Here is a 23,735-nt window from a genome sequence, read left to right on the forward strand (position 1 = left end):
GTAATCATTCACAATATTAAATAATTTTTTCTTATATCTAGATAAAATTTTTGCTGTTTTTTTTGTTTCTTATTTAATTTTGGAACTAATGAGTAGTGCATACCGAGCAGACATCAAAAGTTCTAAATACAAGCTCTGCTAACTTACTGTTTTTCAAACCTATCATTGCTTTTTGAGCGGTTGCAGGATTTTGGAGAGTTCCATTAGAGAGATTCCACTGAGTAGGTGTAATAATTTCATATTTTTTTATTCTATTTTTTTCTATCCAGATTTTATGTATTAATGAGCCTCTAGCTGCCTCTACCGCTGATTCGCCAAAACCTTCTTTTATCTCAGTTTTAATATGATTGTATGATTTTTGAGAAAGCTCAATACTGTTTAAATGTGCCTCCACCTTTTTTAATAAAAAAAGAATTTCAAGAACTCTAGCAAAAATTCTAGTAGAAATTCCATCTTTATAAACCCTATGTAGCTGCTTTATTAGATTTGGTTTTAGAAGCATCATCCTAGCAAGCGGACCCGTTTCATAGTAGTTGTTTTTATATGTTACATTTTTTGCAAATCCACTTTTTTGACTTTTCTCTTTTACATACTTAATTTTTACCGGATAGCTTACTGTCTTTATTATTTTTACTCTTTTTGTAAAAGAGTGTTCACCAAAAATAAGATATCTATCGTTAGCTTTTCCTATAGATAATAAAGAGTTTTCTTTTAAAAATCTAAAAATTTTTCCGGAGTCTGTTCTGCTTTTTTCAAGCTCAGAAACAGTAATCTCCTCAAAAGCCATATTTTCAAAAACTCTTTTTTCTACTATATATAAAGCATTTTTTAAAAAGTTTCTTGCTTGCATAATATCCAAATTGGTTGGATCGCATACGACACCTCCTGGTACCATATATGATGAGTGAGGCCACTGACCACTAAAAATAGCTAGTACTCTATTTATATTTACAATAGCTTTTTGAATCTCTAAAAAACTGTTTTGATCTATATTTATTTTAGCGATACTCTTCATAATAGGAACAATAACCAAATATATCCATTTTAAATGATTTTGTATATGTTCGCAAAAAAGTGTTATTTCTCTTATTAATTTGGCTTTTTCGGTAATATTAACATCTATACCAGCATTTTGGTAGAGATTTTCTATAGCCCTTACAGTAGCAAAAAGGTGAGCATGCCCGCAAATTCCGCAAACCCTTGGATTTATAGCTAAAGCGTCCCAAACGGGCCTATTTCTCAATATCTCTTCAATACCTCGATAGTGAGGAAAAACTATCTTAACAAAGTCTATTTTATTTTCTTTGAATTTATATTCAAGTTTGGCTTCACCTTCTATTTTTTCTATCAGTTCAACTCTCATCTATCAATCTTTTGGTTAATCTCTCTATCTTAAAACTTTTTGCTACTCCAGTTAACGTGAGATAAGCCCTTTTAGGAACACCTAAAGGCATATTTGCAGGAATCGACATATAGGTTTTTGTCTTAAAGGGTTCTTCTTTCATAAAAGTAGGTTCGGTACACCCTAAACAAGGCATTCCCACTCTTGTTTTAGAGTTTACTTCATTCCATAAAATTTTGTTGCAACTTCCATGCGTATATGGCGCTTGACAACCCTGCTCATAAAAAAGACATCCCTCTTTGGTTCCAAAACTTTTTGCATCAACTTTCCACTCAAAATACTCATTTCTTATACATCCACTATGAACTGTATACGCATAAATCTCTTTAGGTCTTAAAAAATCGTCCAATAAAATCTTTTTTTTAGCTTCTATCATATTTAATACGTATATTAACCATTCAGGATGTGCAGGACACCCTGGAATATTTATAACTTTTTCTTCTAGCTCTTTAAAAAAACCCTTTTTTTCCTCCCCATCAAAAATCAATCCTTTTATATTTTTTTCATCATAACTTTTAAAAACTCCTCCAAAAGTTGCACAAGTTCCTACAGCAATAATTTTTTTAGCTTTTAATGAAAGCTTTTCAATAAGAGTATATAATGAAACAATACCTCTTTCATACCTCTTTTTAATAGCTCCTTCAACTATCAAAACATCAAAATCAAATCTCTTTTCATAAAGTTCTTTTAGACTATATTTTGATGGCAATAAAGGATGATAAAGAAATTCTACTTTTTTTAAAAAAATATCTAGATTTTGATAATTTAAAAATGAGTGAGAATTACCGTTACAGGTTACCCCTTGTATCCAAACAATTTTACTCTTCATTTTTCAAAGCTCTATATATATTTTCCGATATACTTTTTACATAAAAATCTAGATCATTTGGAAGCATACCTTCCCCTTTTAAATAGACCATACCCCCAAGATATCCCATAAAAAGACCAAATGCACTGAAAAAATCCTGTTCTCTAAGCTCTCCATTTTTTACTCCCTCTTCAAAAAATATCATAATCTCCGTAACAAATGGACTCACACAAATCATACCTTCACATCCATCTTTAAATACTTCTCGATGAGATAAATAGACTCTTAAAAAATAGTCTATAAGTTCAGGACGCTCTTTTGCAATATTGAAATAAAATCTAACAATTTTTTCTATCTTCTCTTTAGCGCTTATCTTTTCCATATTGATTTGACGAATATTTGAACCCAAAATTTTGGAAATATACATAATAAGTTCTTTTGCAAGAGCATCTTTAGAACTAAAATAGTTATAAATATTTCCTACACTCATTCCAAGTTCTTTTGCTATATCGGCAATCGTCACAGCATAAAAGCCATCTGTTGAAAAAAGTTTCAAAGCTGTATCCATAATCTCTATCTTTCTTTGCTCTTTTCTGCTTCCTTTTACCATATTTACTCCCTTAATCTAAAGCTAAACAGTAAACCTATACTTAAAATAAGTAGTGTGACAATATACAAAATATCATATCCAAAATATCTTAAAACGAATCCACCGGGAATAGAAAAAAAGAGTCCCAAAGAGGTAATATTAGCTTGCAAAGCAACATAAACTGGTCTCTTCTCTTCAGGGGCTATTATCAAAATAAGATTATTTGCCGCTAGTCTAAATCCATCACTTGCCATTCCAAAAAGAAAAAATATAACCATATAAACTATTTTTTCTTTAAATAGTGCAGCCAACAAAAAAGCAATTATTAAAACTATAAATGAGATTATAACAATTATTTTATTTCTTCTTATAGAAGAGAGTTTCCCCCATAATAGATTGCTTATTATAGCACCGCTCATCTGAACTGAAATAAGAGTACCAACAAAATATCCGCTTAAATCAATCTTCTCTTTTGCCTCTAAAATTACAAAAGGCATGGCAAAAAGATAACCATAGGACAATAAAATAGTAATTATTTGATATTTTAAAGCTTTATCTACTTTTATATAGTTAAAAGATTTCTTCAAAAACTCCTTAAAACTTTTCTCTTTTTTAGAAACATTCTCTTTTATAGGCTCTTCTATAGTAGAAAAAGCAACTAATCCAAATCCCATCAAAATAGCGCTTATCATAAAAAGATATGCATAACTTTGGGGGGCTTGAAAATGTTGCAATATATATCCGGTTACAGCACCACTTAAAATAGCACCAAAACCTGCAAAAAACTGCCTATAGCTCATAGTGATTCCACGAAACTTGTGGGAAAAGACTTTTGCCAAAATCTCTTTGAAATATATGGCTCCAAACCCTGCAGAAAAAGAAAAGATAAAAAGTCCTACTGCAATAAGAACAAGTGTTAATGTAGGATAGCTCTCCCCAAAAAGATATATTGCAGCCCCTATACCGAACCAGCTTAGAAATCTTGCAAGAAACACCCTTTTTAGATAGGGCATCACCACTTTATATGTCTGTGCGTTAAAAGCAGCATAAAGCTGAACTACTATAGCTCCGCCTCTTAGTAAAGATGCAAAAATCCCAACTAAAATATTGCTTGAACTAAAATGATGAACTATTAAAGGAAGAACGGTAGAGGGTTCGGCTATAGTAGTGGCAACTGCCAAAAAAAAACCATGAAGAATATTTTTGATATGTGAAGAGAATCTATCTACCAAACTAAATTATTCCTCGAAAAACTCTTCATTTTCACACTCGATAACAAAACTCGTCTCCGCGCTTTTATTTGTATCTAAATCTTTTACAACTACTCTCCATTTACCTTTTTCACGCCCTGGTAAATATCTGTAATCATATACAGAACCATAATACGGAGGAACCTCAAATGTTCTGACTCTGTCATCATTCCCTGTAGGTGAATACCAATAAAAAGTAACCTTTTTCCCGTTTTCGTTATCTGATCTATTTATCAAATATGTACAGTATATTCTCTCATACTCGATTTTACATTTAACTTCGTTGGCAAACATCGAAAAAGTTATAAAAAGAAGAATCAAAACAGCTTTTTTCATAATTTTGTCCATATAAGCACTACTTCAAACTCAAGATAAGAGTGTGGATATCTTCTTATGAGCTCTTTTGTCTCTTTGTATGAGAGTCTCTTTTCACCCGAACTTACACCGCTTTTTTTGATATATCTAAACATCAAATATTTATCCTCAAAAAAGAGGCGATATCTTTTAATCTCATAGTTTATCAAAAAATAGTTGTTAATCGAATATAAAATCTCTTCCAAGGAATATATAGGTGAATCTAAAGAGGCGATTTTATGTATAGTTTCAAATGTTTTATCTGTAAATATTGAAAATGCACACGGTTTTTTAAAAGATGAGATCTCTTTAAGAGTAAAATCCAGGTTTGAGCTCCATTGTAAAGCCGAAGAAGAAAAAACAAAATCAAATTTCTCTCTTTTCAGTTTCTCAAAACAGCTTTTTTGATTAAAGTCGCAAACTATCTTTTTAACATTTTTATCCGGGTGAAGTATTAACATATTTTCAGATTTGTCAGCAGCTATGAATCTATCAAACTGCCAATCTATATTGCGGTAAATTTCACCGCTTCCTGCTCCTAAATCGAGAATTTTTTTAGGTTTTTGCTCTACTTTAGAGACTAGATATGAAGCAACTCTCTTTTGGATGATCTTATATTTTTGATAACTTTTAGCAAATCTAGAAAACTCTTTTACCGGCTTCATAACTTCCTTTTTAACCAAATTATAAAATAATTTAGGTATAATTGACTTAAATTTTTCGCATTAGAGGGTAAATTAATGATTCAGATTCTTTTTATAGTTCAAATCATCCTAGCCATAGTTTTAACAATCGTAATATTGTTACAAAAAAGCTCTTCTATAGGTTTGGGTGCATATAGCGGAAGCAATGAATCTCTTTTCGGTGCCAAAGGACCTCAAGGTTTTTTAGCGAAAATAACTTTTACACTAGGAGCTATCTTTGTTATAAATACTATAACTTTAGGATATATGTACAACAAAGAGTATAACAAATCAGTTATAGATGAGATAGAGACAAAAACTAAAGTACCTATACCTGAAGTTCCGGTAAAAAATAAGGCAGAAGAAGTACCGAGTGTACCAACTACAAATTAGGATAAATTTTGGAGAGTTTTAGGAAAAGTAAGTTTTTACTCTTATTTTTCCTCTATCTTTTATCCTTCACTCATCACTCATCATTCATCACTCTAAAAGCCGACGCTCACATTTTCGTATATCACAGGTTTGGTGACGACAGATATCCTTCTACTAATACTTCTATAAAAGAGTTAAAAAGAGAGTTTGAATATCTAAAAAAAAATGGGTATGAAGTGATTCCTCTAAAAAAACTTGTAAAAGCTTTAAAAAACAGAAAAAAAATCCCGGATAATTGGGTTGTTTTAACTATAGATGACGGTTATAAAAGTTTTTATGAAAACGCTCTTAAAATTTTCAAAGAGTATGATTATCCTTTTACTATTTTTGTATCCACAAAGCCAAGTGAAAATAGATATGGAGATTTTATGAACTGGGAACAGATTAACGACTGTTCAAATTATGGCGAAATAGGTCTCCACTCTCATTCTCATCCGCATCTAACACACCTTAGCGACGAAAAGATAAAAAAAGATACGAAAAAAGCTATCGATATTTTTCAAAAAAGATTGGGTTATAAGCCAAAATATTACGCATATCCTTACGGAGAGTATGACGATAGGGTTAAAAAAGTGATAAAAAGCTTTAGATTTGAGGCGATTTTAAATCAAAATGCCGGAGCTGTAAACGAATATAGCGATATTTTCGATCTTGATAGAGTAGCTATGGTGGGCAATGTAGATATAGCCTCTAAATTGAAACTAAAATATCTAAACGCTATTTGGTATGAACCTAAAAAATTTCCTAAAGACTCTATACTTAAAAGGGTAAAAGTAAAGATTTTTGAAGATGTCAAAAGAGCCCAACTTTACGTTAGCGGCTATGGCTGGAGATGGGTAGATGTAAAAAATGGAATAGTAGATGAAATTTTAAATATAAAACTTAATAAAAATAGAGTTAGAGTGATTATAAAGGTAAAAAATAGTAAAATTAATACCAAAATTTTAGTTAAGTAGAAACAAACTACTACCTCTTTTGTCTGTTTAACAATAAAAAATCATAAAAGGAGTAAAGATGAAACTAAATGAAATATACGATTACGCTAGAGATCATATGCAAAAATCTCTTGAAGTTATGAAAAAAGACTTTAATACTTTAAGAACTGGACGTGTAACAACTTCGGTTGTAGAAAATATTAAAGTTGATTACTATGGTGCTCCAACTCCACTTAATCAGGCAGCTTCAGTAGTAGCTACAGATGCTACAACAATTGTAATATCTCCATGGGATAAATCTTTACTTTCTGAGATAGAAAGAGCAATTCAAGAGGCGAATATTGGCGTAAACCCAAATAACGACGGAGAACAGATAAAACTATTTTTCCCTCCTATGACTGTGGAGCAAAGAAAAGAGGAATCGAAAAAAGCTAAACAATTCGGTGAAAAAGCAAAAATTGCCATAAGAAATGTAAGACGGGACGCAAACGATAAAATAAAAAAACTTTTCAAAGATAAAGTAATAACAGAAGATGAAGAGAAAAAAGCTTTGGAAGAAGTTCAAAAAATAACAGACGAATTCGTAAAGAAAGTGGATGAGCTTGTTAAAGCTAAAGAGCAAGAGATTATGAAGGTATAGCTAAGGTCAGCCAAAGGCTGAGCAAGCAAATTGCTTTGCTTGCGTACCTTAGCAAAAGCTGCGAATTTATGCGAATCCTAAAATCAAGGATTTTAGTGATGAGCATATGAACAGCTAGGTTACCTTGGAGAAAACTAAGCTGAGTAAAGCGAAACAAGTTTTCGGTTAAATAAGCCAAAGGTTGAGTAAGCAAACTGCTTTGCTTGCAAACTTCGAAGTTTTTTAAGTTTTGATTAAAAACTTGATATTTCTATCCAAACAATATAAAGGATAAAAATGCTTGATATCGAAAAAATATATAAAGACAGCGGTGCACTTTTGGAGGGACATTTTCTGCTCTCTAGTGGTAAACACAGTCCAAACTATCTACAAAGCGCCAAAGTTTTGGAAAATCCTAAATTAGCTGAAAAACTAGCACAAGAACTAGCTAAACAGATAAAAGATTATCCACTTGAAGTAGATACCGTTTGTTCTCCTGCAATAGGAGGACTTTTAGCCGGATACGAATTAGCCCGTGCTTTGGGTGTAAGATTTATTTTTACTGAGAGAAAAGATGGAGAGATGACTCTTCGACGAGGTTTTGAAGTTTCTCCTGGTGAAAAAATCCTTATATGTGAAGATATCATTACAACAGGCGGCTCAGCTATGGAAGCGGCACAGGAAGTAGAAAAAAGAGGTGCGCAGATAATAGGTTTTGCCGCTTTAGCTAATAGAGGAATTTGTACAAGAGTAGGTTCTAACTTAGATAGAAAAAATGAATGTAAACTACCGAAAAACTTGCCTTTTTTCGCTTTAGAAGATTTTAATTTCCCTATATATACTGAGGATGAGTGTCCTATGTGCAAAGAGGGCAGTAAACCTATTAAACCCGGAAGTAGAGGCAATTAGTTTGAAATTTCGGCATAAAATATATCTAACTTTGTATATAATTTTTGCCGTTTTGTTAGTATTAATATATTTTATAGAAACAAGAAATATAAAAATAGCTGAAAATATTATAAAAAAAAATATATTCAATCATAGAAAATCAGAACTTCAAGCAATATTAGATGAAAAGACAAAATTTCTCTTTTCATTGGCACAATCTTTGGCTAGACATCCGCAAATTATAGAGGGGTATAAAACAGACAATAGAGAGAAGATCATAAACCTGGTTCTGCCGCTTTGGAAATCTTTAAAAAAAGAGAATTTTATTTACGAAATATACTTTTTCAAAAGACCGGTAAACTCTTTTGTTAACTTCTCGGATTTACAAAAATATGATTTTGATGTCTCTAAAGTTAGGGTAGATATAGATACTGTTAATAAATCTTTTCAACCTTCAAGCCATTTTTTAGTCTGTCGAACATTTCCAGGATTTAGAGTCACTTATCCTATAATAAATAACGACAAACTACTTGGCAGCGTATCGGTAGGATTAGATATATTTTCATTTAAACAATATCTTAAAAAACTTGACGCTAAAGATTTAATAATAGTTTTAAATAATGAACTGCTGAAAAAATCGTTAAGAGACGACATCTATACTCAACTGAAAAAAGAGGGGAAAATCAGAAAAAATTTTCTCATAATAAGCAACATAGATTTTACAAATCTAGAGATTGAAGAAGGATTAGAACAGAGCCGCGATTTAATCTACTCTAAATATAAACTTGAAGATTTTAAAAAAAATCTGTTTGGATATATTATAGTTGGTGATGATATAAAAAAGATGAGAGATTTCTTACAAAAACATTTTTTATATGAAAATTTTCTTATTATACAAACTATTTTTATGCTCTTTTTCTTATATACATTTTTTATAATTAGATTGATTTTTAAAAAAGTTAGTGCTTTACAAAAACTTACGGAACTCATAAAAGCCAAAAAATCCAATCTTATCCCGTCAAAAACCAAAGACAATATTAGATTTGGCAAACTTCAAAACAGTATTATAGAAACTGTAAAAGAGTTAGAAATACATATAAATCTACTTACACAAGAGATTGAGCAATATAAAAACAAAGCATATATAGACACATTAACAAAAGCTTTCAACAGAAGATTTTTAGACGAGTATGGAAAAATCGTTTTTGAAAAAATAAAAATAAAAAAATCAAATATTTTGGTTATTATGTTTGATATTGATAATTTTAAACATATTAATGATACTTTTGGACACGACTTTGGAGATTTTATTTTAGAAGAGTTGTCAAAAATAGTAAAAAAAGTTTTAAGAGAAGATGATATTTTCATTAGATACGGTGGCGAAGAGTTTTTAATAATATTAAAAAAACTTTCATTAACAGATGGATACAAAATTGCACAAAAAATATTAAATGCCATAAACAGCCATACATTTGAACTTGGAGATAAGAAAGCAAAAGTGACTATAAGTGTAGGTTTATCAGAAATTCATCCCGATGATAAAACAATCTATGACATTATAAAAAGGGCTGACGAAAAGCTATACATAGCAAAAGAAAAGGGAAAAAACAGGATAGAAATATGAGGTGGAGAGATATTAAAAAAGGAAAAGTATCTCATAAGAAAGAGGAGACAAAACCCTCTATCATATCGGCTAGCATAAAAGATAGACTGAAAGCTTTTTTAACAGATACTTTTATGATAACAATGCCTATTATGTATATAGTGATATATCTTATTATGGGAAGCAGAGAAGAGTTCAAAGCTCATATGGGAACGGGATGGTTATATATTTTAATCCCCCATTTTATCGTTATCGTTACTTTATGGAGCATTAAAGGACAAACTCCCGGAATGAAAGCGTACGAGATAAAAGTTGTCAATAAAAACTTAAAAAATCCTAACTTTTTTCAATCTTCTCTTAGATATATTCTTATGCCAATATCCATCTTGTCCATTTTAGGGGTGATGATAGCATTTTTTAGAAAAGATAGACAAACTATGCATGATCTACTTTCTGGTACTATTACTATAAAAACTGAGGATGAAAGTGACAAAAAATAGTTTTTCATACCTCTTTTTTAACGTTTCAGCTTTCTATTTCTTCTTCTTTTCTATTATAGGAGTATATGTTATCTATATGCCTAAAGTTTTGGAGTTAAAAGGTTATAGTAGTTTTGAGATTGGCGTTGTTTTTGCAATGAGCCCATTGATGAGATTTATAACCCCTTTCTTTTTTTTAAAACATCTATTTTTAACTAAAAAACTATTTTTTTACTCTTTAGTTCTTTCTTTAATAAGTGGAATATTGTTTTACTTAACTATAAATAATTTTTATCTATTTTTAATTCCCAATATCTTGCTTGGCATAAGTTTTGCTCTAATACTGCCTTATGCTGAAACCATAGCTTTGCAAAAAATAGGTAAGGAAAATTACGGCAAAAGTAGACTTTTCGGCTCTATAGGTTTTATCATTATAGCCTTAGTCCTAGCAAAATTTATGGACAATCACTCTTACTCTTTACATTTTCTTTTTATAACAATCTTGTTCACAACATTTTTTGGTTACAAAATCGCTGAATATGAAGAAGATATGAAAGAGTCTTCTAACAAAAACAACACTTTTTCACTTGTTTTACACTGGCGTTTTTGGATCAGCGCTTTTTTAATGCAGGTAAGTTTTGGTCCATTTTACAATTTTTTTACCATTTACGAAACTTCACACGGTTTAAGTTATGAAACAGTAAGTTATCTTTGGACTTTTGGAGTCCTTTGCGAAATATTTATGCTCTATTTTCAAACACCTCTTATGAGAAAAAATCTTCTTTTTCTCATCAAAATCTCAATATTTAGCGCAGTGGTAAGATGGTTTTTACTCTTTTTATATCCCGACTCTATATTTATCGCCTACTTTACGCAATCTTTGCACGCTTTTAGCTTTGCTCTATACTATTCTGCGGCTATTGCTTACTTATTTCAAATATATGAAAACAAAAAGTTAGCTCAACAATTTTTTGGTGGGATATCTTTTGGTCTAGGAGGTTTTATTGGAAGTATCTTAGCGGGAATTTTTTATGGAAAGTATATCTTTTTATACGCATCTTTCATCGCTCTTCTTAGTCTTCTTGTTATATTAAAGACGAAAAATAATAATTTATAATTTATTCTTATAATAAATATTTTCTAATGTTCAAAATATAACCATCATAACATATAATTGTTCAATTTTTATACAATTTTTAATATATTTAATAAATGTTTTTTTGTTTATTTTTGATTCTTATCAAATTTTTTATTTTTTTATCTATTATAATTATTTCGATATTTTAAGCTAAGAAAGGAGAGATTATGGCAGATTCAGTTGCTGTCTTGGATACCTTAAAGTTGGTTTATACCATTTACACACTTATAGCCATCTCACTTATAGGATGGTTTGCGATTCGTATAACACAAAATGGACAAAGTAAAGCTCCAAAACCGTCTATTTTTTATACATATATAGGTATCTTGGTCGTTATAGGTACAGGTTTACACTTCCTAACTTATCATACCGTTCCTTGGGTTCCTATAGACCTAAATAGAGCCAATCTAAAGGCACATAAAGTTTATAACATAACCTACAAAGATCACAAAATCATTTTGGAAGAGAAACCTATGATCGTAGAATGCGGCAAAAAAGTGATCTTTGAAGCGGTTAGCGAAGATTTAACTTACGGATTTGGAATATTTAGACAAAACCACTCGATGGTTGCCCAGATGCAGGTAGTTCCCGGAAGCAGAAACGACCTTATGTGGGAGTTTCATAAAAACGGTACTTACTATATTAGATCAACAGAATACTCCGGTCCAAAAGGATCACAAATGATTGTCCAAGACGCTATCAAAGTTATCGGTTGTTCACAAAATGATCCGTATGCGATGAAATAAGGAGGAGATATATGAGTTTAATGCAGACGCTTATAAATGGTTACGAAGGCGGGTTAAAACACGAAAATATGACCCCTATGCAAAAAATGGCTCTTAGATTTGTTGTTATTGGGCTACTATATTACGGACTTGCCTCATTAGAAGGTATGATAATGAGGCTTTATGAGATAAAACCTATACCTCTTATAGATGAAAAACATTTTTTCTCTATTATGACTGTACACCCAATGGTAGGAATATTCGGTTCTTCATATATGATAGTATTTGGCGCATTTTTATTTTTAGTTCCCTATCTTATGAAAAAGCCTATATATAGTCTCAAACTTGCCAATCTATCATGGCAAACGATTGCGGGTGGAACTTTTATAATGTGGCTTGCCGGATTTTTGTTTAGCTACGCTCCGTTGTACACTTTGTATTGGCCTTTACCTGTAGATTACGAGCAGTTTTCAACTATCGGCGGAATAGTCTATATAGTAGGTGTAGTCTTTATAATGATAGGAACATTTCTTTATACGTACAATGTTTTTAAAACTATTCTTTATACTCCGGAAGGTTGGGAAAAGCAGCCATCGATGGAGCTTTTAAAATCGGCTCTAGGTATCGAAGGGCTTTTAAACTTTTTTAGAAGAAGGAAAAAAGAGCATCTTGTATCTCTACCGATCGCTGCTATCTCAAGGGGTACAATCGATATGGGATTAAACGCTATCGTAATATCTTCAGCAGGAGTTTTGATTTTAATCTATCTTTTAGGCTCGGTTTTCGGAGTTGATTTAAAAGATACTTGGGTTGACGCACTTTTATACAAAAATATCTTTTGGTGGGGGCTTGATCTAATAGCTGATGGTCTTGTTTTAATCTTTGTAGCAGGAACATGGTATCTTTTAGCTATGCTTATAACAGGAAAAGATCTCTTTATGCAAAATATCGCTAGAGCGGCACTATTTGTAGAAATGGTCGTCTCTTGGACGGTTTGGTCGCATCACCTTATGTCGGATCAGGGACAATCTAACACTCTAAAAGTTCTCTCTGGCGAAATAGTAACCGCTTTTGAGCTTGTAACTCAAGGTATCGCAGTTTTTATTACACTAGTAACGCTCTATAGAGCTAGACCGCTCAAAATGAGTAACGAACTAAAGTTTTTGTTTGGAGGTATATTAGGATTTATGCTAGCCGTTCCAGCCGGTATTATTCAAGCGGATTTGGGTATGAACAGAATCCTTCACAATACACAATGGGTTATAGGAACGCATGTTCACGTGGCTATATTGGTTGGTCTTACTATGACACTCTATAGTGCCATTTACGTTTTATTTCCTATTTTAACAAACGGAACTAAACTTTACAGCCAAAAATTGGCAAACTGGCACTTTTGGCTACATCTAATAGGCGCTATCGGAATGGGTGCTTTTATGGGTATGGCAGGTATTGATGGTATGTTAAGACGTGCCATCTATACTAACGGTGAGTATAACACATATATGATATTGGCCGGGATTTTTGGAATTATGATTTTTGTAGCTTTCTTGATATTTTTATATAACATTGTTATGAGCATTGGCGTAAAAGGATTAGTTGGAATATACCAGCCAGCTACTACAAACACTAAAGATTGCGTTCCAACGCAAAAGGAGTCATAATGAAATATTTGATAGTCGTTTTAGCTCTAATAGCTATCGGAGTTATAGCCTTATTTGTCATCAAAAAAAGTATAGCCCTACTTCTAGCTGCTATAGTAGCTATAATAGCGGGTTACTTCTTCGCAGTCTCTACTATCGCCAAAGAGGAGTAGAGATTCAGGCTTTTGCCTGAATCCTATTTTGGTTGATAATAACATCTTTTTGGCGACTCTATCTTACCTTCCTCTTTTAGTTTTTTTATCGCTTTACTAACCTCTTTGGAGTCAACACCTAACTCTTTTGCTATATCTCCGGACTTAACAGGTTTATCCAACTCTTTCATCTTTTCTAAAACTTTCTCTTCTAAACTCATATTAACCTCCTACTATTTTAGTTTGATTGCCAATATTTAAAACTCATAACTTATACCCATCTTTTGAGTAAAATCGTACTCTTTTATATCTTTTGGCGGTTTAGAATCATAACTATATTTACTAAGTATCAATAAACTTAGCTTATCTGTCAATTTTACGCTAAACTCTAAAGAGCTAATACTCTCATAATCGCTAAATTTGTCAACTCTTGGTTGATAATATGATATAAAAGCCATTTTTACATTTTCATTAAATCTTTTTTTAAAACTAACATAGATATTTCCTCTAAAATAGTTATAGCTACCTTCATCTCTTATCTCTTCTTTCTCATAAAAAGCACCTATTCCTATATAAGCTTTACCGTTAACGTTATAAAATCTATATCTCTCTCCAACTCCCAAAAGAGCTCTAAATCTTTGATCTTTAAAATCGTCTCTTTGAATCTGTCCAAAAATTTCCCATACATTATCATTATCAATCTCAATCAATTTTCGAATATGTAAAAATGCTCTATCTTTGTTTTTTTCTCCTTTGCTCTCTCCATACTCATAATTGACAATAGCGTAGATTAACGAATCTATATCGTCTTTTTGGACTCTTGCCGATATACTAGTAGAGGTAGTATCTGTATTACCCCTATTTATCTCCAAAGAGATACCACCATCTGCACTTACTCCAGGCTCATTTTCTCCTATATCTTTCGGCTCTATAGAGATAATCGCAAAAGAGTAGTTAAAAACAATCAAAAAGAGTAAAATTTTTCTCATCTATTCTCCTTTTAAGAACGTTACGAACTCATTTTTGGAAAGTCTTTGTTTTTTGGAAGCCGGTTTTAATCTATATCCAAAAGTTAAAATCAGCGCTATCTCTTCTTTTTGGGTGTCTAGTTCAAAATATCTTTCTACCTCTTCTTTATCAAATCCTTCAATAGGACAGCTATCGATCCCGATAAAAGCAGCAGCACTCATCATATTTGCGGCCGCTATATAACACTGCTTTTTACACCAACAAGAGATATCCTGTTTTTTTAAAAACTCTTTGTATCTTTTTATATACGCTTTCGTAGAATCTTCGCTCAATCCTCTTCTAGCAAACATCTTTTTTATATACTCATCATCTAAAACGCTCTTTTTATCTATCTTTATAACGATCAAATGGCTACAGGTAGTTATCTGATTTTGATTCCAACATAGAGGTTTTAAATCTTTTTTTATCTTTTTGTCAGTAATAACCAAAAGTCGCCATGGTTCCATTCCAAATGAGCTTGGACTCAATCTAAAAGCTTCAAGGAGATAGTCTAAATCTTCATCGCTTATAACTTTTGTTTCGTCAAATATTTTACAAGCGTGCCTAAAATGCATCATATTTAAAAAAAGCTCTTTTTTATTCATAATCTACTCCATAACTTTTTATTTAGATTAAGCTCTTCTACCAATCCCACGGTAAACCTCAAAACTTTTATATAATCTTTGATAAGACCTATATCATAAAGTGATCGAAATATATAAGGCTCAAAACTCTCTATCGCCTCGATTGCAATAAAAATATGGTTATTTACAAACGAGATATATATACTCTTATCTAACGTTTTTTTCATTTTAACAATTTTTTCCATAAGATTTGGTGTAAGTATATATCTAGCTTCTATCTGATCACTGCTATAAACCACAAACTTCTTTTCAAATGCGGGGTTGTCCATTTTTACAAGCTTAAGTTCTCCTTTTTTTAAAATCTCTTGGAAAAACTGCCCGACAAAACCCATATATTTTTGTGCAATATCTGGATAAATTAAAGTTTTTCCATAAAAATTCTTATTGAAATCGGCCATAAAAAAGAGCCCTTTAAAAATTGTGTGCCAATGGATTTTTCCTTTTGAATCTTTTGTTTTATACTCCGTATGAATATCCGAAAATATTACAGAAACTCCCTCAATTTTTCCAACAACTAGATCATTACCTCTATATCTATCAAATCTTTTTGGAAAAAGGGAAGAGAGAATATAGAGACTTTGAGGGAAAGCACCATCTGGAGTATATTTTAGTTCTTTATCTATATGTGAGATAAGTTTTTTGACAATCTTATCTTTAAACTCTTTTTTATAACTTTTCGTCATTAGCCGCTGCATAAAAAAATATAGACTCAAAGCTATAATAGCCACTGCAACAATAGAGTCGATAGAACTATTACTCTTTATAAGGTAGAAGATAAAGAGTAAGGAGACCAAAAAGAGAGATAGCGCAAAAAGTTTTAATCTAAATGCAATTTTTTTTCTTCTTCCTTCAAAAACTTCTAGATATTTATCTAAATCGTTATAGTAGAGATCTAAAAGAGATGAAAATGAGTTCATGATTTAAACAGATTTTTTACGTCAACACTTTTTCTTTGATTCTTATCTATTTGAAACAGAGCTTTTCTTTTATATCCCATATATTTTGCCAAAATATTGGTAGGAAACATCTCTATCGCATTGTTAAAATCAGTCACCGCTTGATTGTACGCTCTTCTTGCCGCACTTATTTGTTCTTCAATCTCATTAAGGGTATGTTGAAGATGTAAAATATTTTTGTCCGCTTTTAACTCGGGGTAGTTCTCTACCGCTACGAATATATCTCCAAGAAGTCTGCTGATCTCTTGATCAGTCTCTATCTTTTGAATCTCGTCTAAATTTCTATCTAGTGCTTTTGACCTTAGTCTTGTCACCTTTTCAAGCAAATCTTTTTCATACTCCATATACTCTTTTACGGAGGCTACAAGATTTGGTATCAGATCGTATCTTTTTTTTAGCAAAGCATCTACGGATGCAGATATATTATCTACTTGATTTTTTCTACTAACTAAAAAGTTATACATCAAAATGGCAAACAAAATAGCAACGGCTAACCCTATCAATATTTCCATCTTATACCCTTTTTGAGATATAAGAGCATAATACCAAAAGTTTATTGAAATTTATTTTGAAAAAGCGGAAAAAAACTGCTTTAAAAAAAAGAGCTATTTTTTCTGTTTAGCCATCCTTTTTCTAACATGAGGATCAAGATATCTTTTTCTAAGTCTTATAGATTTTGGAGTAACTTCAACTAGCTCATCCTCCTCAATCCACTCAAGGGCACGCTCTAGATTCATCTTTCTTGAAGGAGTTAGTTTTATAGCTTCATCACTTCCACTGGCTCTCACGTTTGTTAGATTTTTTCCCTTTATAGGATTTACTTCTAGATCATTTGGACGTGAATGCTCCCCTATAATCATCCCCACGTAAACCTCAGTTCCAGGCTCTATAAACAAAACGCCTCTTTCTTGAAGGTTAAAAAGTGAGTAGGCTAGAGCCTTTCCTTTCTCCATAGATATCAAAGCTCCGTTTTTTCTATGTTCAACCTCTCCAACAAAAGGTCTAAAATCTAAAAATGAGTGGTTCATAACACCTTCACCCTTTGTATCCGTTAAAAATTCACTTCTAAAACCTATAAGTCCACGAGCCGGTATCTCAAACTCCACTCTCGTATAGCCGTCTCCTATGGGAGTCATAGAACTCATAACCGCTTTTCTTCGTCCAAGCTTTTCTATAACAGCTCCACTATAATCATCAGGTACATCTATAACTAAAAGTTCAAAAGGCTCTAATCTTACCCCATTTTCCTCTCTTATAATAACTTCAGGACGCGAAAGACTAAATTCGTACCCTTCCCTTCTCATATTTTCGGCTAAAATGGTTATCTGAAGTTCGCCACGCCCTGAGACTTTAAACTTACCTTCGCCAACTTCTTCAAGACGCATCGCGATATTTGTTTCCATCTCTTTTTCAAGTCTCTCTTTTAGTTTGTTACTGGTTACAAACTTTCCTTCAAGTCCTGCCAAAGGAGAGTCGTTTACGCTAAAAAATACGCTTAAAGTAGGCTCTTCTATATGTAAAGGATCAAGAGGCAAAGGATTGGCAGGATCAACTAAACTATCTCCAACATCAATTGCATCAAATCCGGCAATAGCTACAATGTCTCCTGCTTCTGCTTCATCTATCTCCATTCTATTTAGTCCCAAAAATCCTATAAGTTTTGTTATACGTCCTTTTGTCTCTTCTCCGTCGGCTTTAACAAGCAGTAGATTGTCTCCTCTTTTTATTCGGCCATTAAAGATCCTAGCAATCCCTATCCTTCCCACATAGTTGTCATAATCTAGTGTAAAAACCTGAACTTGAGCCGGATTGTCCGGACTTCCATCTGGCTTAGGAACATATTTGATAATAGCTTCAAAAAGGGGAGTTAAATCTATGTTTTCATCTTCTAAATCCCATTTTGCGTAACCTTCTCTTGCTGCAGCATAAAGAATAGGAAAATCTAGTTGATCTTCGTTTGCATCCATATTTACAAAAAGATCAAAAACCTCATCAACCACCCTTTCTGGATCAGCTGCTGGTTTATCTATCTTATTGATAACCAAAATAGGTTTTAATCCTAAAGAGATAGCTTTTTTTACAACAAATTTTGTCTGAGGCATTACCCCTTCTGCAGCATCAACTAAAAGCAAAACCCCATCAACCATCTTTAAAACACGTTCAACCTCTCCACCAAAATCGGCGTGTCCAGGGGTGTCTATGATATTTATTTTTACATCTTTATACCTAATAGCCGTGTTTTTTGAAAGGATCGTAATACCTCTCTCTTTTTCCAATTCATTACTGTCTAAAGCTCGCTCGGCCAACTCTTTGTGAGCCTCTATAGTGCCTGATTGTTTTAAAAGCTCGTCAACTAGAGTGGTTTTTCCGTGATCAACGTGTGCAATTACCGCAATATTTCTAATATTTTGCATCTTTTTCCTCAAATTTTTTTTGAAATAATACTATCTTTTGATATATTATCCAAATTAAAAATTAGAAATTGGGTATTAGGAATTGGGAATTAGTATTTTTAATTATTAAATTTTTGTTAATAATCTTTAATTTCAAATGACCAACTATTTAAAAACTATTATAGAAAATTTAATACTTATTACTATTTCCTAATTCCAATTTATCTAATGTCCAATAACTAAATAGGAATTTTAAATGATAAAATATTTAATCTTTGATATGGATGGAACTTTAATAGATAGCTCTTTGATTATTTCAAACTCTATAAATTACGTAAGAAAAAAGATAGGGTTAGAGCCTCTTCCAAAAAAAGTGATCATTGAAGCAGTAAACGATCCATATCTAGATAAGCCAAAATTTTTTTATAACGCAAATGAATATACCAAAGAACAGATTGAGTGGTTTAGAGAGTATTACACAAAAAACCACCAAAATGAAGTTATGCTTTTTACAGGTATAAAAGAACTTTTGGATGAGATTAAAGACTATTTTAGACTCTCTCTTGCTACAAATGCATATAGAACCTCTGCTTTTGAGATACTTAAACATTTAGGACTTGATGGATATTTCGAGATAATCGTCTGTGCGGACGAAGTAGCTCATCCAAAACCTGCTCCTGATATGATCTTAAAAATCATTAATTATTTTAACTGTAAAAAAGATGAAATTATTTTAATAGGAGATGGAAGAACAGATGAAGAAGCCGCAAATGCTGCTGGAATAGGATTTATAAAAATTAATTGGGGATTTAGCGACTACAAAGAGGCAATCAAAAGTGTAGAGGAGCTAAAAGAGACTCTTTTAAAGTTGAGATTTATAGAGTGATCCCGTATATCTCATGATACATTTTCATAGCGTATCTGTCGCTCATTCCAGCTATAAAATCTGCGGCCACTCTGTAAACTTTTTCATTTTCGCATCTTTTATAAAACTCTTCTGGCATAAGTCTAGGCTCTTTAGTAAAAGCGTAAAAAAGATTTTGGATACAGTTTTTTCCAGCATACATTTTTCTTAAGATTTTTGGATGTTTATATAGTCTTTGATGCAAAATCTTTTTTAACTCTTTTATCTCCTTATTTAGTTCGGTACCGTAATTTATCGGTAATTTTTCGGATGCCGGGATAGTTTTGCAAAGAATTCTTCTATTTTCAATGCCGTTTTTTTTAGACTCTTCTATCAAAGAGATAACAAGTTTTGCTATCAAAAGTGAAGAGAATCTATATCTAAAAAGTTTATCTTCTTCACTTAAACCATCTTTTTTTACCTCTTTTATAACCTCATTTACCAACGAACTCTCTTTTAGTGTTTCAAAATCTATTAAATTATACTTTACCCCGTCATCTATATCGTGACTTATATAAGCTATCTCATCTGCTTTATCAACGACCATAGCTTCTAATGAAGGGTGTTTGTCAAGTTCAAACGTCTCTTCAAACCATTCTGTCAAAAACGATTTTTTATAAGGATAAGAGTGTTTTAAAATACCTTCCAATGTGGCAAATGTAAGATTTAGTCCGTCAAAATCTTTGTATCTCTTTTCTAGTTTTGTAACAACTCTATAACTTTGAAAATTGTGTTCAAAACCGTTTTCGCTAAATCCATCTTTTATAACTCTGTCAAGTTCATCACCTCCAACATGTCCAAATGGAGTATGACCCAAATCATGCGCCAAAGCAATAGATTCGGCTAAAGCTTCATTTAGACCCAACTCTCTAACAATTGTTCTTGCAATTTGACTGACTTCCAAAGAGTGTGTAAGTCTCGTCCTAAAATAGTCTCCCTCATAATTGATAAAAACTTGAGTTTTATACTCCAATCTTCTAAAAGAGGAGCAGTGTATAATTCTGTCTCTGTCTCTGTGAAAAGAGTGTCTAAAATCGTCAATACTTGGATGAAACCTGTCAGTACACTTCAAGCTATATCTTCTTTCTTAGTTTTTTTAATTTTCTAAATACATTTTTAAAGTCTATTTCAATTTTGCACTCCAGATCCAAAATAGCCTTTTGGTCAAAAAAATCTCCATATTTATCATACTCTTTACCAGTTAATCTAAAAATTTTTGCTTTAAAATCTTTTGGATACACCAATATATAGAATTTAACCTTCTCTTTTTCATATATTTCAAATTTTATATTTTCATCTTTATAAGCAGTAGTTGGACTTACTATCTCTACAATGATTTCCGGTGCTTTTTGTATAAAATCACCAATTTCGCCACAGACTACACTAATATCTGGTCTAACAACATTCTCCTCATCTATCTTCCAATCCTCTTCAACCAAAACAAAACACTCTTCACACTCATCTAAAGAGTTTGCAATCTCTTTAGTAATTTGAGCTAAAATTATTTGATGATCACTTATTGGACTTGGAGCCATTGCAATAGCTATTCCATCAATCAACTCCCAATCACCTTCCCACTTTTTATAATCTTCATAGGTATAATTTGGAATATACTTTGCCGGCATCTCAAGCCTTTTTGCTATAATTATCTAAATTATATCATAAAGGACTTTTATGAAAGTTACACTACTTCACCATACTTCATTAGAAGTTTGTGCTCATGCAATAAGGACTTGCTGGCAAAGTTTTGATAAAAGTGATAATGGTGGAGAAAAAGATAGAGAACTTATCGATAGAGTGGGAAACAAATATAAACACGCATCAACTTTGGAACATCTGGTTTATACCTTTTACATTCAAGGTATATCTAGGGCCCTTTTACAAGAGTTGGCACGCCACAGAATGGCAAGTTTGAGCGTAAAATCTACAAGATATACCTTAAAAGAGTTAAAAAACGAGGAGCCTTTTGAAGAAAACGATTTTGAAAGGGTAAAAAAATATCTTGTCTTAACCGGTAACGAAACGGTAGATAAGATGAGTATAAAAGCTCTAAACAATCTACAAAAAGTTTTAAAAGAGGGAATCTCAAACGATATTGCCAAATACTGCCTTCCAGAATGTTATAAAACAGAGCTTACCTGGACTATTAACGCTCGTTCACTTCAAAACTTTTTGGCTCTTAGAAGCTCAAAATCGGCTCTTTGGGAGATAAGAGAGTTGGCTCTTGAAGTCTTTAAAGCGATTCCAGAGGATCACAAATACCTTTTTAAAGAGTGTATTCAAAAACAAGATTAAACTTTTTTACGCGATTAACTACTTTTGGAAGCGATTAGAGAGTATCCGTAAGCAAAAAGAGTTAATATAATATAAATAGCCGTTATAAAAATCATCTGCTCCGGTTTAGTTATGTATTCGTACCACAATATCAGTATAGAACCTACAAATAGACCAAAAATCGCAATCAAAGTAAAAAGAGTTGAAGAGCCGGTATATGAACGAATTTTAAAGTTCGCAATAGCCATCAAAAGAGAAACTAACAAAAAAGTAATACTTCCAAACTCCAAAATTATTCTAAGTCCGCCTACTAAAATAAGTACAGATGCGGTAGCAGCCATAACAATAATTGCATAATTTGGAATAGTTCCTCTTCTACTAGAGAGTATTTTAGGCATATATCCGTCATCTGAAATTCTTGCCATCTGTCTAGATGAACCGAACATCGTTCCACTAATGGCAGAACTTGTGGATAAAATTGCACCTACTATCACAAGATTTTGACCTATATCTCCTAAAATCTCTTTTGCGCCGTAAGCCAACGCATACTCTTTATTTTTTACTAAATCGTCTATCGAAATTGAGAGTATAGAACCAAGAGCTATTATAAAATAGATAAATGCAACTAGTATAATCGCTCCGTAAATCGCTCTTGGAATATTTTTATCGGGATCATCCATCTCTTTAACAGCATTTATAACCAGTTGAAAACCTTCATACGCCACAAAAGTTATAGAAGCGACTATTAAAATATCTAAAAATCTCGAATGTTCAAAATCTTGCAACAACATCTGATAGAATGTTTGCATATCTACTTTTTTATAGTATATTAAAACGATAGAGATTACAAGTAGTACCATAAGCTTTATATAGACCATAAGATCCTCTATCTTACCCATCGCTCTTACGCTCCAAAGATTGATAGCGGCAAATATCCAAATAATAGCTATCGCTACAATTTTTCTAACTATTTCGCTATTTGCAAACTCAAATCCGCTAATAGAGTAAGAGGAGAAGGTATAAGCATATAGCGAAAGTGTACTAATATAACCAAATATGGTATACCATCCGATAAAGGAAGCCGCCAAATGTGAATCTGAAAAAGTTCGTTTAAAAAAGGCGTAGGTAGCCCCCTCGTCTTTATAATATACGCCCAACTTTACATAAGAGTAAGCGGCAAAAAGGGCTATTACACCGCCAAGAGCTATAGAAAACGGTGCTAAAAAACCTATCATCGATACGGAAATTCCTAATATAGTAAAAATACCTCCGCCAATCATACCGCCTACTGCAATGGCAATAAGCTCTTTAAGTCCCAAACTCTTACTTCTATTCAAATTATTTCCTATATTTATCAATCTCGTTTGACGTTGTTTTTTCCTATTCTTTGCGAATGTGCAATAGCAACCGCCATAGCATCTGTAATATCTAGAGGTTTTATCTCTTTTTTTATACCTAAAATTCTTTTTACCATAAAAGCAACCTGCTCTTTTTTTGCTTTTGCCTTTCCGGTAAGAGCTTTTTTTACCTGCAAAGGAGTATATTCACTAAAATTTCCGTGAATTTGCAAAATTCTAAGACTCAAAGCTCCTCTAAATTGGGCAAGTTTCAAAACTGTTTTTGGATTGTATGCATAAAATATATCTTCAATAGCTACTTCGTCAATAGTGTGATTTTTTAAAACCAGATCTAAACCCTCTATAAGTTGGCTTATTTGATACTGTAAATCATCCGGCCTTATCTTGATAAGTCCGGCTTCTACGAGGCTAAGAGAGTTTCTATCCATTTTTACGATAGCGTATCCTAAATTTCTGCTTCCTGGGTCTATTCCTAAAATATTCACTGTTTTTCACACCTTT

At 32.2% G+C, this 23,735-nt stretch carries 28 protein-coding genes; 12 read left to right on the forward strand and 16 right to left on the reverse strand.

Going from position 1 to position 23,735, the window contains the following annotated elements:
- Window positions 1-85 precede the first annotated feature (85 nt).
- From NIL_RS10005 to NIL_RS10030, 6 genes are read right to left on the reverse strand one after another with little or no spacing between them, the layout of a single operon-like run.
- Window positions 86-1,363, reverse strand: coding sequence for a nickel-dependent hydrogenase large subunit (locus NIL_RS10005; RefSeq protein WP_187647610.1), 1,278 nt, complete (start codon window positions 1,361-1,363; stop codon window positions 86-88).
- Entirely contained in the window at window positions 1,353-2,231 is an 879-nt protein-coding gene (locus tag NIL_RS10010; protein ID WP_187647611.1) for an NADH-quinone oxidoreductase subunit B family protein, read from the reverse strand. The genes NIL_RS10005 and NIL_RS10010 overlap by 11 nt, the downstream gene beginning before the upstream one ends.
- A complete protein-coding gene (locus NIL_RS10015) occupies window positions 2,221-2,820 on the reverse strand; it encodes a TetR/AcrR family transcriptional regulator (protein ID WP_187647612.1) in 600 nt (199 codons plus the stop codon). The genes NIL_RS10010 and NIL_RS10015 overlap by 11 nt, the downstream gene beginning before the upstream one ends.
- A gap of 2 nt (window positions 2,821-2,822) precedes the next feature.
- Window positions 2,823-4,031, reverse strand: coding sequence for an MFS transporter (locus tag NIL_RS10020; RefSeq protein ID WP_187647613.1), 1,209 nt, complete (start codon window positions 4,029-4,031; stop codon window positions 2,823-2,825).
- Window positions 4,032-4,037: 6 nt separating this feature from the next.
- Window positions 4,038-4,385, reverse strand: a complete 348-nt coding sequence (locus tag NIL_RS10025; RefSeq protein ID WP_187647614.1) for a hypothetical protein — start codon at window positions 4,383-4,385, stop codon at window positions 4,038-4,040.
- Entirely contained in the window at window positions 4,382-5,068 is a 687-nt protein-coding gene (locus tag NIL_RS10030; RefSeq protein WP_187647615.1) for a methyltransferase domain-containing protein, read from the reverse strand. Before NIL_RS10030 ends, NIL_RS10025 begins: the two co-directional genes overlap by 4 nt.
- Before the next feature lie 75 nt (window positions 5,069-5,143).
- On the opposite strand from NIL_RS10030, the gene secG reads away from it, so the two are divergent.
- The 10 genes from secG (at window position 5,144) to NIL_RS10080 (ending at window position 13,718) form a co-directional block, all read left to right on the forward strand.
- Window positions 5,144-5,479, forward strand: coding sequence for a preprotein translocase subunit SecG (gene secG / locus NIL_RS10035; RefSeq protein ID WP_187647616.1), 336 nt, complete (start codon window positions 5,144-5,146; stop codon window positions 5,477-5,479).
- A gap of 8 nt (window positions 5,480-5,487) precedes the next feature.
- Window positions 5,488-6,474 carry a polysaccharide deacetylase family protein gene (locus NIL_RS10040; RefSeq protein WP_246434438.1) on the forward strand — a complete coding sequence of 329 codons (987 nt, stop codon included), beginning with the start codon at window positions 5,488-5,490 and terminating at the stop codon, window positions 6,472-6,474.
- A gap of 58 nt (window positions 6,475-6,532) precedes the next feature.
- Window positions 6,533-7,093: a ribosome recycling factor gene (gene frr, locus NIL_RS10045; RefSeq protein WP_187647617.1), complete on the forward strand. Its 561-nt coding sequence runs from the start codon at window positions 6,533-6,535 to the stop codon at window positions 7,091-7,093.
- 276 nt (window positions 7,094-7,369) lie between these two features.
- Window positions 7,370-7,981, forward strand: a complete 612-nt coding sequence (gene pyrE / locus NIL_RS10050) for an orotate phosphoribosyltransferase (protein WP_187647618.1) — start codon at window positions 7,370-7,372, stop codon at window positions 7,979-7,981.
- A gap of 1 nt (window position 7,982) precedes the next feature.
- A complete protein-coding gene (locus tag NIL_RS10055) occupies window positions 7,983-9,584 on the forward strand; it encodes a sensor domain-containing diguanylate cyclase (protein WP_187647619.1) in 1,602 nt (533 codons plus the stop codon).
- Entirely contained in the window at window positions 9,581-10,063 is a 483-nt protein-coding gene (locus tag NIL_RS10060) for an RDD family protein (protein WP_187647620.1), read from the forward strand. Before NIL_RS10055 ends, NIL_RS10060 begins: the two co-directional genes overlap by 4 nt.
- On the forward strand, window positions 10,050-11,159 hold the full coding sequence (locus tag NIL_RS10065) for an MFS transporter (RefSeq protein WP_197972086.1): 1,110 nt from the start codon (window positions 10,050-10,052) through the stop codon (window positions 11,157-11,159). The genes NIL_RS10060 and NIL_RS10065 overlap by 14 nt, the downstream gene beginning before the upstream one ends.
- A 188-nt stretch (window positions 11,160-11,347) precedes the next feature.
- Window positions 11,348-11,926, forward strand: a complete 579-nt coding sequence (locus NIL_RS10070) for a cytochrome C oxidase subunit II (RefSeq protein ID WP_187647622.1) — start codon at window positions 11,348-11,350, stop codon at window positions 11,924-11,926.
- Between the two features lie 11 nt (window positions 11,927-11,937).
- On the forward strand, window positions 11,938-13,566 hold the full coding sequence (locus NIL_RS10075; protein ID WP_187647623.1) for a cbb3-type cytochrome c oxidase subunit I: 1,629 nt from the start codon (window positions 11,938-11,940) through the stop codon (window positions 13,564-13,566).
- Window positions 13,566-13,718 carry a hypothetical protein gene (locus tag NIL_RS10080; protein ID WP_187647624.1) on the forward strand — a complete coding sequence of 51 codons (153 nt, stop codon included), beginning with the start codon at window positions 13,566-13,568 and terminating at the stop codon, window positions 13,716-13,718. Before NIL_RS10075 ends, NIL_RS10080 begins: the two co-directional genes overlap by 1 nt.
- A 23-nt stretch (window positions 13,719-13,741) precedes the next feature.
- Here NIL_RS10080 and NIL_RS10085 read toward each other — a convergent pair whose 3' ends face one another.
- From NIL_RS10085 to typA, 6 genes are all read right to left on the reverse strand, one after another.
- Entirely contained in the window at window positions 13,742-13,918 is a 177-nt protein-coding gene (locus tag NIL_RS10085; protein ID WP_187647625.1) for a DUF8462 domain-containing protein, read from the reverse strand.
- Window positions 13,919-13,954: 36 nt separating this feature from the next.
- Window positions 13,955-14,686 (reverse strand): DUF481 domain-containing protein, encoded by a 732-nt coding sequence (locus tag NIL_RS10090; protein WP_187647626.1) that lies wholly within the window; start codon window positions 14,684-14,686, stop codon window positions 13,955-13,957.
- The gene (locus NIL_RS10095; protein ID WP_187647627.1) at window positions 14,687-15,310 is read right to left on the reverse strand and encodes an NAD(P)H-dependent oxidoreductase; all 624 of its coding nucleotides are present in this window, start codon (window positions 15,308-15,310) and stop codon (window positions 14,687-14,689) included.
- On the reverse strand, window positions 15,307-16,266 hold the full coding sequence (locus NIL_RS10100) for a DUF3137 domain-containing protein (RefSeq protein ID WP_187647628.1): 960 nt from the start codon (window positions 16,264-16,266) through the stop codon (window positions 15,307-15,309). The genes NIL_RS10095 and NIL_RS10100 overlap by 4 nt, the downstream gene beginning before the upstream one ends.
- A complete protein-coding gene (locus NIL_RS10105; RefSeq protein ID WP_187647629.1) occupies window positions 16,263-16,817 on the reverse strand; it encodes a LemA family protein in 555 nt (184 codons plus the stop codon). The genes NIL_RS10100 and NIL_RS10105 overlap by 4 nt, the downstream gene beginning before the upstream one ends.
- A gap of 93 nt (window positions 16,818-16,910) precedes the next feature.
- On the reverse strand, window positions 16,911-18,719 hold the full coding sequence (gene typA / locus NIL_RS10110) for a translational GTPase TypA (protein ID WP_187647630.1): 1,809 nt from the start codon (window positions 18,717-18,719) through the stop codon (window positions 16,911-16,913).
- Window positions 18,720-18,954: 235 nt separating this feature from the next.
- On the opposite strand from typA, the gene NIL_RS10115 reads away from it, so the two are divergent.
- Window positions 18,955-19,584, forward strand: coding sequence for an HAD family hydrolase (locus NIL_RS10115; protein ID WP_187647631.1), 630 nt, complete (start codon window positions 18,955-18,957; stop codon window positions 19,582-19,584).
- On the opposite strand, the gene NIL_RS10120 is transcribed toward NIL_RS10115, so the two are convergent.
- Together NIL_RS10120 and NIL_RS10125 are read right to left on the reverse strand one after the other, a co-directional pair.
- Window positions 19,574-20,674 (reverse strand): deoxyguanosinetriphosphate triphosphohydrolase, encoded by a 1,101-nt coding sequence (locus NIL_RS10120; RefSeq protein ID WP_187647632.1) that lies wholly within the window; start codon window positions 20,672-20,674, stop codon window positions 19,574-19,576. The two genes, NIL_RS10115 and NIL_RS10120, sit on opposite strands and share 11 nt — an antisense overlap.
- Before the next feature lies 1 nt (window position 20,675).
- Window positions 20,676-21,227, reverse strand: coding sequence for a Uma2 family endonuclease (locus tag NIL_RS10125; protein WP_187647633.1), 552 nt, complete (start codon window positions 21,225-21,227; stop codon window positions 20,676-20,678).
- A gap of 49 nt (window positions 21,228-21,276) precedes the next feature.
- Between NIL_RS10125 and thyX the strand changes: the two genes are divergently transcribed.
- Window positions 21,277-21,897 carry an FAD-dependent thymidylate synthase gene (thyX, locus tag NIL_RS10130; RefSeq protein ID WP_187647634.1) on the forward strand — a complete coding sequence of 207 codons (621 nt, stop codon included), beginning with the start codon at window positions 21,277-21,279 and terminating at the stop codon, window positions 21,895-21,897.
- A gap of 14 nt (window positions 21,898-21,911) precedes the next feature.
- Here thyX and NIL_RS10135 read toward each other — a convergent pair whose 3' ends face one another.
- Complete coding sequence (locus NIL_RS10135) at window positions 21,912-23,213, reverse strand: APC family permease (RefSeq protein ID WP_197972087.1); 1,302 nt, start codon at window positions 23,211-23,213, stop codon at window positions 21,912-21,914.
- A gap of 17 nt (window positions 23,214-23,230) precedes the next feature.
- Window positions 23,231-23,719 carry a crossover junction endodeoxyribonuclease RuvC gene (gene ruvC, locus NIL_RS10140; RefSeq protein ID WP_187647635.1) on the reverse strand — a complete coding sequence of 163 codons (489 nt, stop codon included), beginning with the start codon at window positions 23,717-23,719 and terminating at the stop codon, window positions 23,231-23,233.
- Between the last annotated feature and the right edge of the window lie 16 nt (window positions 23,720-23,735).

Source organism: Nitrosophilus labii (assembly GCF_014466985.1).
Taxonomy (GTDB): Bacteria; Campylobacterota; Campylobacteria; order Campylobacterales; family Nitratiruptoraceae; genus Nitrosophilus_A; species Nitrosophilus_A labii.